This is a genomic window from Streptomyces cinereospinus (assembly GCF_042430725.1).
GTDB classification, from domain to species: Bacteria; Actinomycetota; Actinomycetes; order Streptomycetales; family Streptomycetaceae; genus Streptomyces; species Streptomyces cinereospinus.
The window spans coordinates 1-15,491 of sequence record NZ_JBHMCY010000114.1; the positions used below are offsets into that span (position 1 = coordinate 1).

16 protein-coding genes and 1 pseudogene are annotated in these 15,491 nt (G+C 69.5%); 13 read left to right on the forward strand and 4 right to left on the reverse strand.

Annotated elements, in window-relative coordinates; all coding sequences use genetic code 11:
• Positions 1-156 precede the first annotated feature (156 nt).
• The 4 genes and pseudogenes from ACFF45_RS33705 to ACFF45_RS33720 all read left to right on the forward strand — a co-directional run bounded on the left by ACFF45_RS33705 (position 157) and on the right by ACFF45_RS33720 (position 3,447).
• Positions 157-462: a SpdD-like protein gene (locus ACFF45_RS33705; protein WP_381350768.1), complete on the forward strand. Its 306-nt coding sequence runs from the start codon at positions 157-159 to the stop codon at positions 460-462.
• Between the two features lie 101 nt (positions 463-563).
• A complete protein-coding gene (locus ACFF45_RS33710; RefSeq protein WP_381350769.1) occupies positions 564-1,946 on the forward strand; it encodes a replication initiator in 1,383 nt (460 codons plus the stop codon).
• A complete protein-coding gene (locus tag ACFF45_RS33715) occupies positions 1,943-2,182 on the forward strand; it encodes an excisionase family DNA-binding protein (protein WP_381350770.1) in 240 nt (79 codons plus the stop codon). Before ACFF45_RS33710 ends, ACFF45_RS33715 begins: the two co-directional genes overlap by 4 nt.
• 10 nt (positions 2,183-2,192) lie before the next feature.
• Positions 2,193-3,447 (forward strand): annotated as a pseudogene (locus tag ACFF45_RS33720) (tyrosine-type recombinase/integrase).
• A gap of 313 nt (positions 3,448-3,760) precedes the next feature.
• On the opposite strand, the gene ACFF45_RS33725 reads toward ACFF45_RS33720, so the two are convergent.
• The 4 genes from ACFF45_RS33725 to ACFF45_RS33740 all read right to left on the reverse strand — a co-directional run bounded on the left by ACFF45_RS33725 (position 3,761) and on the right by ACFF45_RS33740 (position 8,096).
• Positions 3,761-4,942 (reverse strand): helix-turn-helix domain-containing protein, encoded by a 1,182-nt coding sequence (locus tag ACFF45_RS33725; protein ID WP_381350771.1) that lies wholly within the window; start codon positions 4,940-4,942, stop codon positions 3,761-3,763.
• A complete protein-coding gene (locus ACFF45_RS33730) occupies positions 4,911-5,546 on the reverse strand; it encodes a hypothetical protein (RefSeq protein ID WP_381350772.1) in 636 nt (211 codons plus the stop codon). The genes ACFF45_RS33725 and ACFF45_RS33730 overlap by 32 nt, the downstream gene beginning before the upstream one ends.
• A 1,117-nt stretch (positions 5,547-6,663) precedes the next feature.
• Complete coding sequence (locus ACFF45_RS33735; protein WP_381350773.1) at positions 6,664-7,341, reverse strand: P-loop nucleotide/nucleoside kinase family protein; 678 nt, start codon at positions 7,339-7,341, stop codon at positions 6,664-6,666.
• Positions 7,338-8,096, reverse strand: coding sequence for a GntR family transcriptional regulator (locus ACFF45_RS33740; RefSeq protein ID WP_381350774.1), 759 nt, complete (start codon positions 8,094-8,096; stop codon positions 7,338-7,340). Before ACFF45_RS33740 ends, ACFF45_RS33735 begins: the two co-directional genes overlap by 4 nt.
• 402 nt (positions 8,097-8,498) lie before the next feature.
• Here ACFF45_RS33740 and ACFF45_RS33745 point away from each other — a divergent pair, with 402 nt between their 5' ends.
• The 9 genes from ACFF45_RS33745 (at position 8,499) to ACFF45_RS33785 (ending at position 15,441) form a co-directional block, all read left to right on the forward strand.
• Positions 8,499-8,666 carry a hypothetical protein gene (locus ACFF45_RS33745; protein ID WP_381350775.1) on the forward strand — a complete coding sequence of 56 codons (168 nt, stop codon included), beginning with the start codon at positions 8,499-8,501 and terminating at the stop codon, positions 8,664-8,666.
• A 38-nt stretch (positions 8,667-8,704) separates the two neighbouring features.
• On the forward strand, positions 8,705-9,085 hold the full coding sequence (locus ACFF45_RS33750) for a RapZ C-terminal domain-containing protein (protein WP_381350776.1): 381 nt from the start codon (positions 8,705-8,707) through the stop codon (positions 9,083-9,085).
• Between the two features lie 200 nt (positions 9,086-9,285).
• Positions 9,286-9,555, forward strand: a complete 270-nt coding sequence (locus ACFF45_RS33755) for a DUF6284 family protein (protein WP_381350778.1) — start codon at positions 9,286-9,288, stop codon at positions 9,553-9,555.
• Positions 9,552-9,998, forward strand: a complete 447-nt coding sequence (locus tag ACFF45_RS33760) for a Pycsar system effector family protein (RefSeq protein WP_381350780.1) — start codon at positions 9,552-9,554, stop codon at positions 9,996-9,998. The genes ACFF45_RS33755 and ACFF45_RS33760 overlap by 4 nt, the downstream gene beginning before the upstream one ends.
• Positions 9,995-10,279 carry a DUF6303 family protein gene (locus ACFF45_RS33765; protein WP_381350782.1) on the forward strand — a complete coding sequence of 95 codons (285 nt, stop codon included), beginning with the start codon at positions 9,995-9,997 and terminating at the stop codon, positions 10,277-10,279. Before ACFF45_RS33760 ends, ACFF45_RS33765 begins: the two co-directional genes overlap by 4 nt.
• Positions 10,276-11,283, forward strand: a complete 1,008-nt coding sequence (locus ACFF45_RS33770) for a DUF2637 domain-containing protein (protein WP_381350784.1) — start codon at positions 10,276-10,278, stop codon at positions 11,281-11,283. Before ACFF45_RS33765 ends, ACFF45_RS33770 begins: the two co-directional genes overlap by 4 nt.
• Entirely contained in the window at positions 11,283-11,621 is a 339-nt protein-coding gene (locus ACFF45_RS33775) for an RRQRL motif-containing zinc-binding protein (protein WP_381350785.1), read from the forward strand. Before ACFF45_RS33770 ends, ACFF45_RS33775 begins: the two co-directional genes overlap by 1 nt.
• A 108-nt stretch (positions 11,622-11,729) precedes the next feature.
• Positions 11,730-13,325: a hypothetical protein gene (locus ACFF45_RS33780; RefSeq protein WP_381350787.1), complete on the forward strand. Its 1,596-nt coding sequence runs from the start codon at positions 11,730-11,732 to the stop codon at positions 13,323-13,325.
• Position 13,326: 1 nt separating this feature from the next.
• Positions 13,327-15,441 carry an FtsK/SpoIIIE domain-containing protein gene (locus ACFF45_RS33785; protein WP_381350788.1) on the forward strand — a complete coding sequence of 705 codons (2,115 nt, stop codon included), beginning with the start codon at positions 13,327-13,329 and terminating at the stop codon, positions 15,439-15,441.
• Positions 15,442-15,491: the final 50 nt, after the last annotated feature.

Here is a 15,491-nt window from a genome sequence, read left to right on the forward strand (position 1 = left end):
GACGAGCCGTCGGCGAACCCGCTGGATAGATCACGAAACCGCACTGGAGTACTAGGTGTCTTCTCGCCCTGGGTCTTGCCGGGAATCTTGGTGAGCTGGGCTTTTGCTGGTCAGGGGCGGTGGGCTCGTGCGCCTGGTGGTCGTCGTTGGTCGTCATTGGCCACTGTCGAGCAACGTCGGACGGCCCAGGGACGGCCCAGCTCTGCCGCGCTCGATGAGGCTGGCACCTTCGATACGCCCCGCCTGAACCTCAGCCGACGACAGTCAGCCACGACCACGGCCCCGACCCGCCCGGCCGCCCGGCTCACCCCCGGCACCGCACTCGCTCTCGTCGGCGGCGGCACCGCCGCGGTCCTGGTCGTCGGCGCCGTCCTGGTCTCCATGCTCCTCGCCGTCGCCCTCACCGCCACGTCCGTGGCCGTGTGCGCCGTCGTCATCCGCTCCGTCCTCACCCATCGCTGACCTCACTGCTCCATCCGCCCAGCCTGCCACTACTGTCTAGCCCCCTTGACAGGCTGGGTGCTCGCACCGAACACCCACCCCTTGCAAGAAGGAACCCGCACATGCACCCTGCGGCTCCGACCGCAGCCATCCGCCAACTGGCAGCACTCGCCCGGCGCGGCGACCTCAGCGCCTACGCCCACCAGATCCAGCGCCTCGGCGGCTGCGAGCGGCCCGTCCGGATGGAGGGCCACCGGCTCGACGTCCACGCCGCCACCGGGGAGATCGTCCGCGAGATCGCCGACCGCGACCTTCCGGCCGGACAACTCCTCATCCGCTGCAACAACCGCCGCGCCACCCGGTGCGCCTCCTGCGCCGAGACCTACCGCAAAGACACCTTCCACCTGGTCACCGCCGGACTGAGCGGCGGCAAGGGCATCGGCCCGTCCGTCGCCCAACACCCGCGCGTCTTCGCCACCTTCACCGCCCCGTCCTTCGGCCCCGTCCACAACCGCCCCGGCGGCGGCCGGTGCCGCTGCGGACGCCTCCACCCCGAAGACGACCCCGCCCTCGGCACACCCCTCGATCCGGACCGCTACGACTACCGCGCGGCCGTCCTGTGGAACGCACACGCCGGAGCCCTGTGGGGCCGCTTCACCACCTACCTGCGCCAGCACCTCGCCTCCCGCGCGGGCATCGGCCGCTCCGCGCTGCGCCACTGCCTCAAGGTCTCCTACGCCAAGGTCGCCGAGTACCAGCGGCGCGGCGCCGTCCACTTCCACGCCGTCATCCGCCTCGACGGCCCGGACGGTGCCGAAGACGCCCCGCCGGCCTGGGCCACCACCGAACTGCTCACCGACGCGATCCGCTCCGCGGCCCGGCTCGCGGAGACGCCCGGCCCGGTCCTCGACGGCCAGGCGTACGCCTTCCGCTTCGGCGAACAGCTCGACATCCGCCCCATCCGCTCGGCCGACTTCGCGGGCACCTCGGAACTGTCCAGCCGCGCCGTGGCCGCCTACATCGCCAAGTACGCCACCAAGGGCGCCGAGACCGCGGGCACCCTGGACCGGCCCATCCGCAACCCGATCACCGACCTGATCGGCTCCGGTGTCACCGACCACACCCGGCGCATGATCCTCACCTGCTGGCACCTCGGCGCCCTGCCCGAACTCGAAGACCTGCGCCTGCGCAAGTGGGCCCACATGCTCGGCTTCCGCGGCCACTTCTCCACCAAATCCCGCGCCTACTCCGTCACCCTCGGCGCCCTCCGCCAGGAACGCGCCGACCACAACGAGGCACTGGCCCGCGAACGCGCGGCAGAGGCCGGCCACCCGCTGCCCGACCCGGACACCGTGCTCGTCCTCTCGCACTGGCGCTTCGCCGGCACCGGCTGGACGGACGCGGAACGCCTCGTCGCCCACGTTGCCCCACGGCCCGACGCCGTCCGGCCGTCCTCGACTTCCGACGATCCCGGTCTCGACCCGATGGGAGACCTCACCCGATGACCATGCTGACAGCGGTTCGCACGGCGGCCTGCGACGAGACCGCCGCGGACTCCGCCTTGGTGCTGGTGACCGTCGAAGAGGCTGCGCGGCGGCTCCGGATCGGCCGTACGACGTGCTTCCGGCTCGTCATGTCCGGCGAGATCGAGTCCGTGACCGTGGGGCGGCTGCGGCGAGTCCCGGTCGACGCCCTCTCGGCGTACGTGGCGAAGCTGCGGCGTCCGGCCGCCGTCGCGTAGGGGAGGGGACATGGCAGAGCGGAAGCGGACCCGCCAGCCCAACGGGGCCTCGTCCATCTACCTCGGCAAGGACGGGAAATGGCACGGCCGGGTGACGGTCGGCGTCCGTGATGACGGCAAGCCCGACCGCCGCCACGTCGAGCGGAAGACCAAAGCCGAGGTGACCAAGGCCGTCCGGGAGATAGAGCGAGCGCGCGACGAGAGGAAGCTCCGGAAGCCGGGGCAGAGCTGGACACTCCAAGCCTGGCTCGAGCACTGGGTCGAGAACATCGCCAAGCCGTACGTCTCCGAGAACACGTACGACGGGTACGAGGTCGACGTTCGCGTGCACTTGGTGCCCGGCCTCGGTGCCCACAAGCTCGACCGCTTGGAGCCCGAGCACCTGGAACGCTTCTACCGGAAGATGCAGGACTCCGGGAGTTCCGCCGGCACCGCCCACCACGTCCACCGGACGATCCGGGTCGCCCTCGGTGAGGCGGTCCGGCGCGGACACGTCCCGACCAACGCGGCCGAGATCGCGAAGGCGCCGCGGCTCGAGGAGGAGGACATCGAGCCGTACACGATCGAGGAGGTTCAAAGCCTGCTCGTCGAGGCGTCGAAGCTGCGGAACAGCGCTCGGTGGGTCGTCGCCCTGGCGCTCGGCCTGCGCCAGGGGGGAAGCGCTCGGGCTCCACTGGGAGGACGTCGACCTCGACGCGGGATACGTCCGCATCCGTAAGAACCGGCTGCGGCCGAAGTACCGGCACGGCTGTGGTGGGACTCCGTGCGGCAGGGCCGCGGCCGGCTACTGCCCCCACCGGGAGCAGATCCGGCGTGAACACAAGTCCACCAAGTCGCGTGCCGGGCGTCGCACGATCGGATTGCCCGACCCGCTGATCAAGCTTCTCCGCCAGCACCAGGAGGAGCAGGAACGCGAGCGGATCGCCGCCGGTGCCGACTGGGAGGGCAAGGGGTACGTCTTCGCCTCGCCCACCGGCGGGCCGCTGAGCCCGAACACCGACTACCACGTCTGGAAGCGGCTGCTTCGGGACGCGGGCGTGCGGGACGGCCGTCTCCACGACGCTCGCCACACCGCCGCGACCGTGCTGCTGATCCTTGGTGTCCCGGATGTCGTGATCGACTCGATCATGGGATGGGAGCCCGGAGGAGCGGCGCGGATGCGGGCCCGCTACATGCATGTGACGGGGATCATGCTCCGCAAGGTCGCCCAGCAGGTCGGAGACGCGTTCTGGGAGCCGCCCGCCACCAGCGGGAATGCCGACTGAGACGGAAACTGAGACGGACGAACGCCAGAGGGCCGGACCACTTTTGTGGTCCGGCCCTCTGAGCTGGCGGAGGATACGAGATTCGAACTCGTGAGGGGTTGCCCCCAACACGCTTTCCAACTGTGCGCATGGTCGTGCGGAGGCGTACGTGGGCATTCGCACAGCAGCTCAGGAGGGGCGCGCGTACTACGGTGAACGGCGGCGCTCATTGGCGCACTGGACAACGACCAGGACAACGACAGGCGGCGGACATCTACTGGTTACGGGCGGCAGAAGCGTAAGTCGACTTACGGAGGCCTACAGCTACCAAGCTCTACTGCGCTGCTCTTCGAAGAGTTGCCGACGACTGTGTGGCGCGGTGAGTGAAGGTCAGGACCTTGCCGTCAGTGCGAGGCATCGACGCCTCAGCGGCAGGCCTCTTACTGACCGGTTGCGGAGCAATGGAGCGCAAGACCGTGGGTTGGATCGCAAGCTCGTCCGAGGCAGGCAGGTATGGTCTGTCTCCATACTGGCGCTGCAGCAGGCTCCACAGGAGCAAGGGATCCTCTTGGCCAACTGACACAGGCTCCTCCTTGCGCCAGCCTCGCTGAGTTAGCTGCACATAAAGCGAACGTTTGCGGCTCTCATCGATGTTGCCTACAGCAGCACCGCGAAGGATGAGGGCCTGGATGGATACGCCCCAAGCCTGCTTGCGTCGGGCGAAGCCCTCAAGCGTCAGGCGATCTGTCATCTCCTCTCGTGCCCGCTCGTATGGCACCAGGAAGGCGCCTGCGAAACGGTTTGCCTCTCCTTCTGGGTCCACTGCATGGGGCCTGAACGTATGAAGCACGAGGTGGCCAAGTTCATGGGCAAGGGTGAACCGGTCGCGGTCTCCCTGGGGGCCAGGAAAGTATGCGATCAGGGCCGTTTCCCCGATTCCTGCCCAGTACGACACACCGAAGTGCTTGTTTGTCGGGCTGACAGAGTCACCCGTTGGGTCAGGTAGCACGATGGGAGCCACAGCGATCCCTGCCCGTTCTAGAGCCCGGGTCAGATGTGGGATCGGCTTGTCAGCAGCCAGCCGCAGGGCGACGCGAGTCTGCGCTGCAAGCTCCTCGATGTCGTCGTCACCAATCTCCGACTCACTGGCGAACGGAAGAGGTGGAGCCGGGTAGTGAGCCCGGCCCGTAATCTCTTCTGTTACGCGGAAGCCTTCGCCATAGAAGGCACTGATGCGGCGTGTGACGGTCCTGCTAGCAGTTGCCATCTTGCGGAAGCGCAGCGAGTCCAGCGGTACAGAAGACGGCCTTGCGTAGAAGAAGCTCATCGGGGTGTCGGTGGCTTCAGCGATGACGCGGAGCCGGTCTTCTGCCGGCTCGCGGGCCCCCGTCTCGACTTGTGAGATCCAACTCTGACTGATCTTGGTTAGGCGATTGAGGTCGGCGCCAGTGAGCCCCAGAAGGTCACGGAGGGTCCGCAGCCGCTCACCAGGAGAAGCCTCCAGTGCCGTCGGCATCGTTCGTCTCCTCATTCGGAAGTTCAAGTTCCAGACCTTCATCTTGCGGCTCGAAGTGAAGGTCGCGCAGATCGGACGCGCTGGTGAGGAGCGGGAAGTCAAGATCGACTAGCTGCTCCTTGCCGAACCGCCAGGTGCCAATCGTTCGCACTACCCGAAACAACGGCGCACCTTCAGCATCGATACGCCAGAGGATAAGCAGGTCGTTGTCCTCGGGTCCGAGCAGGGTCGGCTGGCCGAACTTCGTCAACGGCCGGTTCTGGTAGAAGGCCCGGCGCTGACGGTTGGGCCCCGGGGCTGGGACGTGGTCGTCCCGGAAGCCGTGCAGCAGGCGGGTGCGGTACTCATTGTTTGTGAGCCACAGCTCTCCGTTACGGCGATGGTTGCCGCTGAGCTTCCAGTCTCCGAGGCTGTCACTGGCCGAGGTGAGCCGGGAGTGGACGAGGGCGCGGGTCATATGTGTACGGATCCACCCGTAGGCGGGGCCGTTCATCTCAGGGAGTCGGCGGCGCTGCCGCTGGACAGCCCAAGCGAAGGCGTCGTGCAGGGGTTCACAGAGCTGCGCCGCGGCATCCCGGATGCGGGCGACCTCATCCTTAATCACAGGCGTGAAAATATCACGGAGAAAGTTAAGGTTGCACGAGTGCGGCACCAGAACGCCCCTTCATGGCAACGAACCTGACGCCGGGTCGGATGTACAGGCCACCCACCAGCGGGGTCAGCGTCACTGGCGGGGAGGCTGGCTTGAGCGAGGGGGCCGGCCCTCGCGCCGACGACTGCGCGGAGTGCCCTGCCCAGCTTCTTCGCCCTCTGATCCGTAGGCGTGCACTCGCGCTTCGTTCACAGCGTTGAGCACACGCCTGTACGTCACTAGGCACTGACGTACGTCGACGTCAGGCTTCATCGCTCGGCTGGCCTCGCCATCCGCGCGGGCTTCCGCGAAGTGACTTGCGAAGCTCACGGGGTCCTTGACCAGCGATGTGAGCATGTTGACCGTGTGGTCCGCGAGTCGACTCGCGGACCACCATCGCCAGGTCAGTAGTGTTCGCGATGTGCATTGCGTCGCAATGCACATCGCGACGCGAATGACTTACGATGCCTACGAACCCGGACTCACGCAGCCTCACCGAGACTCGCAAGGCACGTGAAGCCAGAAGGGCCCAACGCTGTGTGCCGCAGCGTCAGGCCCTTGAAGGGTGCATCACGAGCCCGGCCGATCTCTACGCGGTCGGGCTCGATGCCGATCCCGCCGGCCGGTCCTGTGCCTCTGGCTAAGGCCAGAGAGACTGCACCACTTCCCTAATGACCAAGATGATCACCGGCGTCCAGTCGAGCACCGCTTGTCTAATCGACGAACGGCGTTCGCATCGCGCACAGTGATCACCCGGAGCAGACTCCTCGGTCACCTGGCACCCTCCCTATCGGCTCCAGCAGGAACCTGGGCTCTTACCCAGGCCTTCGTTTCGCCTGGAAACGAAGATCGTGAGTTGGAGCTTCTGGGAGGGCGCAGCCCTAAGACTAGTCGCGCACCAGTGGGAACACCGGTGAAGGACCACGCCTTCTGGGCTGTGGACGTAATCCAAGCACTAGATAGGGGGTTTGGCTCATTGATGCAGGTCGTGTCGCGTGTCGCAGCCACGCCCCACGGTCGCCGTGTGCTATAGAGGTGCCGACTGGCCAGGCAGCCTTCGTGCGTGCAGACCTCTTCCCCCTAGTAGCGGTCAGGGCTGAAGGGCCTCCAGGGCTGCGACCACGATTGCGGGGTCGCCTTCGTAGAACAGGTGCGGCTCGTCTGCCTCGGGGGGGACGAATCGCGTGCGGTACCGCTGTAGGTCGCTCTCGGAGAAGTAGATCGAGTTGGGGTCGTTCGCGTGGAACTCGTTGCGCTTGCTGATCCGCGCCCACAATTCGTCATGGCTAGCCGCCAGGTAGACGAGCACAGGAGTCGCGCCGGCGTCTGCAGCGATCGCTCGCCATTTCGCCCGGTCCTCCGGGGTCCAAAAGCCGTGATCAACGACGACATCGTGCCCCGCCTTGAGCTGGTCCCGCAGTTCGGCCCCTACGTCTTCGAGGACGGGCCGCTCAAGGGTAGGGAAAACCCCGCGGGGGAAGTCCACGCCATACACGCCGTGCCGACGGAACATCTCTTCGTCCGGGCACAGCCGTACGAAGCCGCAGGCGGTGAGCGCGCGGGAAAGAGTCGTCTTGCCGGAGCCGGGGAGTCCGGCCATAAGGACACAGAACGGCGGATGTGGGGGCATCGATCCCCTCATAGTTCGGGAGATGGCAGCCACCTCCGCTTCGGCTTCGTGCGTGATTGTGCCAGCCCTGCGAGTCGTAAGCAGTACCGCCATATGGTCTTCGAGTGCGCTCACGAGCGTGTCGCCCACGGCGGTCACGGCGCCACCTCCGATTCCGTGCGCCATGTCCGACCTGGACCGCCGAGGTCCACGCCGTATTCCACGATGTTGCCCTCGCTGTCCACGAACTTGGCAGTCATCACGACCACGGGGTCCGTCGGCGGGTTCTCGGGGTCCAGCTCCAGGAGTCGGGCGTACTCGGGTGTCAGCAAGCGCGCGGAGGCGGTATCGATGCGGTGGCTGATCGGGTGGCCGGTCGCCTGGGCAATGAGCTGGAGCGAAGTTCCCCCTGTCAATCGCTCGCTCGCTGCAAGCTGAGGGATCAGCTTCCCGTACCGCCCGGGAATCCACGACGTGCTGTGAGCAACGATGCCGTGCCGGTCCCGGTACACGCGGCTACGGCGCACCACGTCGGAGCCTGGCTGAACGTCCAGCGCTTGCGCCACGTCATCGGGCGCGGGCACCACGGCCGCCTGATGAGAGTCCGAGCGCTCGCCCGTCCCCCAGCTTGACCCGGTACGCCGGCCCCGGTCCTGCCGCTGCGCCCCGGACGACATGGAGGCCGGCCGATCCAGAACCTCAGTACCGATGCCGTGGATGCCACGAACAAGCCCTTCGTTGCGCAGCTTGCGTAGGGCTTTCTCGGCTGTCGCCGTACTTACCTTCCACTCTTCCGACATGTTCTTGATGCTCGGCAAGAGAGTCCCTGGCTGTAGCTGACCAGACGTAATCAGCTCCGTGTAGTGGGCGGCGATCCTCGCGTACGGCGCCCGATTGTCGGCCTGGCCTGCCATTTCGTCCGCTCCTTGTCGTCACTTCCCTGAGGTTCCCTAGCTTACCGCTTGACACCCCAAGGAACCCTAGGGAACCTTAGGGATGTGCCCGCCGGGTGATTCGCCGGACAGCGGGTGCAGGACCTCACGACGCCCTATTTCAGAGCGCCTTGGAGGTCAAGGGGCCCGGGACAGAGCGGGCCGAGGGCGCACCCGACCCTGGTCATTCGGGAGGGCTTAGACCGAAAGGTCGCGTCTCCATACGCCTAGAACGGGGACATGCCGCGCTACCTGATACGGGCCCGGCACCCCCGAAGGAGACATGCACATCGCCCCGGCATCCAGCCGTGAGGGCGCGAGATCGAATCTCGTCCGGGGCACTCCCGCTGACCAGCGGGCCACACATCTCAGAGGGAGACCGACATGTTCCGCACCCGCTCTGCCGCGTCCGACATGCAGAACCAGAGCAGCGCCGACTTGCAGCGCGAGTACGACCTGATCACCCGCGAGCGCGACAGGGGCCACAACGCGCTCAGCGCGATCAACGCGCAGAACGACATCGCCCGGGAGCTGGAGCGCCGGGAGCGCTGACCCGCCCGACCTCACCGGCCACTTCGTTGGGAGTTCGCATGAGCACTGTCGAGATCGTCTCGTTCGGCTTCCTGCACGACGCCCCGCCCACCGCTCACCTGACCATCGACCTGCGTCACCACTTCCGCGACCCGCACGTATCACCCGAGCTGCGGTACATGACCGCCGAGGACGCCCCGGTGCGCGCCGCCGTGCTGGCCACCCCGGGCATCACCGCGCTGGTGGACGCCACCGCCACGGCGGTCACCGCGTTCGCTGCGGGCCCGAGTGCCGGCACGGTGACCGTCGCGGACGGGTGCGCGGGGGGCCGGCACCGCGCCCCGACGTTCGCCCTGGCGCTGGCCGAGCGGCTGCGCTCGGACGGCCACCGGGTCACGGTCGCTCACCGGGACCTGCACCGCCCCGTCGTCCAGCGCTGACCAGCACCACCTTCCGCACATCGGCCCCGGCTTCCAGCCGTGAGGGGCGCCGGATCGAATCCGGCCCGGGGCGCCGGCCGCTGCTACGCGGCCCGCCGCACTACTCGCGTGCGGCCTTCACCTTCAACGGCGCGCGCCCCGGAGCGGCAACTCCGGGGCGCTGTTCGGGCCGTTCCACCTGCAAGGGAGATCACGACCCAATGGACCACATCGTTACTGTTCAGGACGCTGTTACCGCGTTCGCCGACTTCATGGAGCCGACGGCCGCGGAGCTGGACGCGATCGAGCGTGAGATGCCCGTCATCCTGGCGGACGTCGAGTTGCTGGACGCGCAGATCCTCACGCTGGACCGCACGCCGAGCGAGGTGGACACCCGCCGCATCCGCCGGGCCCGCCGCCGCGCCCTCGCCGCCCGCGTCGCGCAGCTCAACCACGCGGCCGACTGGCGCCTGTCCGGTGGTGCCGCATGAGCGCCTCGGAACGCGGCCTGGTCGCCGCGCACGCCGAGGTGAAGGCGGAGATCGCGCGGACGGACAGCAAGACTGCGCTGCTGCTGGCGTTCGTCGGCGCGGTCCTCGCCGGAACCTGGTCGGTCGCCCGCGACCTGCCGCTGAACTGGCCCGCCATCGTCACCGGCGGGGCTGGTCTGGTGCTGCTGCTGGGTGCGGCCGGTCTGCTGCTGCGGTCGGTGCGTCCGAACCTGTCCGGCCGGCACGGCTTCCCCCTGTGGGCCACCCTCACCGCCGACCAGATCATCACCGCAGTCGCCAGCGACCTCGCGGCCGACGTCGCCGGACTGTCCCGGCTCGCGGTCGCCAAGTTCACCTGCCTGCGCCGCGCGGTCGACTGGACCATGACCGGTGGCGCCCTGCTCATCCTCGCCGCCCTGCTCACCGCCGGGGGCGTGAGGTGACACCGACGACCTTCACCGCTCAGGTGTCCATGCGGCAGGGCCGCTGGCGCCTGTATGTGGCGCTGATGAACACCACCGAGCGGTGGCCCGAGCACCGTTTCGGGCGCGTGGTGCCGACGTTCACGCAGCGCACGGACGCGCTCAAGACGCTCGGGTTCGAGCCCGTTCCGGGGGCCGAGTGGACGTGGACCGAGGACAGCGAAGTCCCCGATGACCCGTCCTCTGCGGTGCTGCTGATCGCCGCAATCCGCGTGCGTTCACGGAGGGAGGTGAGGGCGTGAACACCGCTCATATCCGTTCAGCCGAGCGCGCGTTGTCGGCCGGCACGTGGCTGATCGTGGCCGGGGCGATGCTGTACTCGATCCTGACCGTGACCCCGCTCGCGGCCGCGCACACGCCCGCTCATTGGGCCTGGACCGCCCCGATCCTCCCTCTCGTGGTGGACGCTGCGGTCGTCATCGTCGTCCGTCTGGATGCCGTCCTGGCCCGTCTCGGGGGGCACGGCGGCCGGTGGCCCATCGCCCTGCGCTGGATGACCGGCTGCATGACCCTCGCCCTGAACGTCGCGGACTCCGCCCTGCAAGGCGACCTGGTGGGCGTGGCTGTGCACGCGGTCGCGCCGCTGCTGCTCATCGTCACGGCCGAGACCGGACTCGCCTACCGGCGCGCGATCGCCGCGGCCCTCAAGGCGCAGGAGGAACAGCAGCGGGCCGAGCGCGAAGCGCGGGAGCGGGCCGCGGCCGAGCGGCGCGAGCAGGCCGAGCGGCGGGCCCGGGAGGAACGCGAGCACGCCGCGGCGCTGGCCCGTGAACAGCGCGAGCACGAAGCGCGCATGGCCCGTGAACAGGCCGAGCGGGAAGCCGCCGCGCGGCGCGAGGAGCGCGAGCAGCAGCAGGCACGCGAGCGGGCCGAGCAGGCCGAGCGTGAACGCCGCGAGAGGGAGCGTGAACAGCAGCAGCGCGAGCGTGAACAGCGTGAGCGGGAAGCCCGAGAGCGCGCGCTGCGGGAGCAGCGGGAGCGGGCCGAGCGTGAGCGCCGTGAACGCCAGGAGCGCGAGGAGCGGGCGGCGCGTGAGCGGGCCGCATTGTTGGCGGCCGGCCCGGCCACGGAGAAGCAGCCGGAAGACCTCGCCCGCGCCACCGTGCACGCCGCGTTCGTCGAGGGGCTGTCGGTGCGGGCCGCAGTCGAGCTGTGCGGCTGGTCGGTGGGGTGGGTGTCTGCCCGCTACGCCGAGCACCGCGACCCCAACGGCGACCGCGCTGAACTCGTGATCGCGGGTCAGTGATGGGAACCCTGCCCGTCTACCGCTGGCGACTCGCCCCAGACGGCTACGCGACCTACCGGCAACTGCGCGCCCTCGGTCTGCGGCCCGGCGGTCAGGACGTTGCCGCCCAGCTCGAACGCCCGCGCCGGCGGCGCGGCCCGCTGGTCGCCTACCTGTACCGCATCGACCGGGCCAAGCCGGTGCGTCCGATGACCCCGGGCCGGTGGGCGGCCCTGGCCAAGGCCAACGCTGCCCGCCGCGTCTGCCCCGAGTGCCGGCGCGATGTCGGCTACGTCATTCCGCCCTCGCTGGGCATGTGCGGCTCCTGTGCCGCCCCCGAGGACCAGTGCGCCGCCTGAAATCCCCGTCTGAACAGCGCATCCCCCATACAGGTGCAGGACCCGAACGCCTCCCTCTGACCGGCGCATTCGGGTCCTGCTTTTCACTCCGGAAGGAGTGCCTTCAGCATGACCGACATCAGTACGGAAGCGGTAGTGGCCCCCGCCACCACCGACACCCCGCCCGCCCCGGCCCCTGCACAGGCTGTGGACAAGGCGGATGAGCAGAAGAACAGCCAGGTAGAAGACGCCCCGGGTGGTTGGCCCGTCACCCCACTGGCCCTGTCCGGGGCCAACGCCACCGTCTCCACCATCGCGGGGGCGGGGCTGATCGGCGGGCCGGTCGCCGCGGCAGTCGCCGCCACAGGCATGGTCGTGGTCGGCACCCTCGCTTCCTACCGCAGCCGCAACCCGCGCCCGAAGCAGGCCACGCGCCGGGCCGCCGCGCGTACCGCGGCCCGCCAGCACGCCGCCCGACACCGCTCCGCCGGCCTGAACACCGCCGGCCGAAAGACCAGCTCGGGCGGCGGTCGCACAGCTGGCGGGTCGGGCAAGGTCCCCGGCCAGAAGCGGCGCGGACCGAGCGCCGGTGGAGGGCGTGGCGCGGCTGGTCAGGGCCGGTCCGGGGCGGCCAAGCACAGTGCTCCGGTCTCCCTGAACAAGCCCGCCGGGCTCAAGAGCGGTGGTCGTGGCGGTCCGGTGGGAGCTCTGTCCAAGGCGGGGCAGGTCAGGGCGCTGCGGAAGGCGCAGAAGCAGGCTGGAGCGTCCCGCGCCCAGAAGCGGGAGCAGACCTCCGCGGCCCGGCGCGCAGTCGCCGACGCCCGCCGCAACGCCCCCAAGTCCCACAAGGCGCGGGCACAGTCGGGTGGTCTGGCGGGCCGGATGCTCGGGGGTGCGGGCCGCAAGGCGCGTGCGGTGAAGCAGGCGGCCATCGCCAAGCAGCGTGCGCGCCGGGACGCGGCCACCGCGCGGAAGGTGGCCGACGGTCGTTCGAGCGTGCGCAAGGCGCCCGCCCGGCAGGCCGCGAGGAAGGCCCTGCGCCGCTCTGCAGCGCGCTTCCACGGGCGCCGCGCCCTGGCCGCATTGCTCGCGCTCCCGATCGGTCTCCTCGGGTTCCTGACCAGTCCGCTGGGCCGGAAGTTGGGCCTGCCCTGGCTGGTCCACCCGGGCCGGCGCCTGTACCGACGGCTGACCGGCGCGGCCCGCGAGCAGCGCGCCGAGCGCGATGCGGCGATCCGTGAGGAGCAGGCCGCCGCGGAGGACGCGGCAGAGCAGGAGGCCGCCAAGGACGTCACTGATGGGCTCGGGGAGCGGGTGGAGCGCCCGGCCGGGCCCGTCCCGAACAACACCGACCGCACGTCAACCAGTGAAGGAGAGCACGTGTCCGGGTTCCAGTTCGAAGAGCACGCCGCCGAGATGGAGCAGGCCGCACAGTCATACGACCCCGAGGACGCCATGGAGATCCTCGCCATGGTCGAAGGGCTCCCCGCCGCGCTGACCAGCGTGGCGAACGTGATGAAAACCCTCGCCGAGCGCGCGGACAACGAGTTCCCGCTGGAGAAGGAGGTCGCCGACGGCTTCAACGACATCTTCGGCGCCCTGATGAGCGCGGTCGCGGTCGCGGAGGACATGGGGCCGCTGTTCCGGCAGGCCCACGAACAGGACATCGCCCGCCACGAGGACCCCCGCAACGGCCCGGAGGCCGAGAAGGGCTGGAACGTCTGACATGAGTGCCACCACTGCCGCGAACAAGAATAAGCATGCGGACAGTGGCCCGGTGCTGGACTGGAGCGCCGGTCACGGACCCGTGACCGGCGCCCTGTCCGCGACCACCGGAGCCCTGGCCATCGCCACGACCGGCGCCGCGACCGGCATGCCGCCCCTGTGGGCGCTCACTGTCGGGGGTGCCGGCGCCCTCGGCCACACCGTCGCCGGGCTCAAGGTCCGCAACGCGGGCCGCACCCTCGCGTTCAAGGCCGCATCCTGGCTGGTCGGCGCCGGGTGGACCACCTGGGCCATGACCACCGGCCCTCTGTCGTGGGCCGCCCTCGGTTCCCTCGCCACAATCGGCGTCGGGATGGGCGCCGGGGCCCGCTCCGTCTCCCTGTACGAAGAGGCCCGCGAGGAAGAAGCCCTCGCGGCAGAGCGGCGCCAGATCGCGCAGGAGATGAGTGCGGAGCGACGCCAGATCGCCGCGGAGTGGGTGGAGCGCATCCGCCGGATCTGCAACATCACCGTGCGCGTGCTGGCCGTGGAGATGTGGGAGACCGGCAACGGCTACTCCCTCGATCTCGAACCGCAGGGCGGCATCACCTACGACCGCATCGCCCAGTACGCCGCGGCCCTGTCGGCGGACGCGAAGCTGCCGCACGGCTGCACCGCCGCGGTCGGCCCCGGCGTACACCAGGGCCGGGCGATCGTGGACGTCACCACCCGCAACGTCCTCGCCGAAGCCCGCACCTACCCCGAGGACTACACGCCGCTGTCGATCCTGACCGGCATCCCCTGGGGGTTCCGCACCAACGGTGACGACGTCCTCGCCTACCTGCGCGAGCAGTGCGCGCTGGTCGTCGGGCCGACCGGGTCGGGCAAGACGAACATGCTGCACACGATCCTGGCCGGCCTCGCCCGCGCCGAGGACGTCCTGACCTGGGTGATCGACCTGAACGCCGGATCCGCCGGCCTGCCCTGGGTGCGCCCCGCCCTGAGCGGCGAACTCAAGCAGGCGGACGGCACTCCGGTGCGCCCCGGCGTGGACTGGCTCGCCGGCACCTACGAGGAAGCCTTGAGGCTGCTGGACGCGGCGATCGCGGTCGGTCTGCACCGCAAGCGCGCGTATCAGGAACTGATGGCCAAGCACGACACCGACCTGCTGCCGGTGAGCGCGAAGATTCCGCAGATCATGCTGGTCATCGACGAGGGCGCGGAGATCCTGGTCTCCACCGACCGGCGGATGAAGGAACTCGCCAAGCGAATCTATGAGTTCATCCGCATGCACCGCTCCATGGGCGGACGCACGATCATCACCGCGCTCGGGGCGACCGGCAGCGTGCTGGGCAACCTCCTCATCCGCCGTGAGGCCAAAGTCCGCGTCGCCCTGACCGGTGGCGAGACCGAGGGCATGGACCTCTCCAAGATGTTCCCCGGCCGGCGCGGGCTGCGCGTGGACCAAGCGCCCTTTAAGGGCGCCGGCTTCATGGGCACCCCCGAGTCGCCGGGCGCGCTGTTCAAGGCGTGGCGGATCAAGCCCTCCCAGATCCGGGACATCACCGTCGCCACCAGCGACCGGCACCCGCGTCTGGACGCGGTGTCCGCGAACGCCGCGGGCGCCGACTACGCGCGGCGCTGGGACGCGGAGCGCACAGCGTGGATGCGCGACCTCACCCCGGAAACGACCGGCACCGAGCAGTCGGCGCCAGGTGACGGGGGCGGGCTGAACCTGTCCGCGCTGCGCACCGACCGCGCCGGGACGCCGGGCGGCGACGACGACCTGTTGCGCCGGTTCCGCGAGGAGATCGACGCCCAGTTCGCCACCGCCCCCGACCCCGACACCCCACCGCCCGCGGCAGGGCTGAACCTGTCCGCACTGCGCAAGGAGCAGGAGCAGGACAGTCCCGCGCAGCGGGCCGCGCTCGCCGCGCTCCTCGCCGCGGGCCGGGAAGGAACGGGTGCATCCGCGATCGCTCGCGCACTGGCAGACGAGTACGGCACGACGCGGCAGACGGTCGTGGGCTGGCTCAAGACGTGGGCCGAGGACGGCACCGCGGTGCGGGTCGGGGAAGGCACCAAAGCCCGCTACGTCCACCGCGACTACGCCCCCGAGCCGCCCTCGGACAACTAGTAGTGCTTGGTCAGGTGCATTTGTCGGTGGCGTGTCCGCTTGAGCGGGTG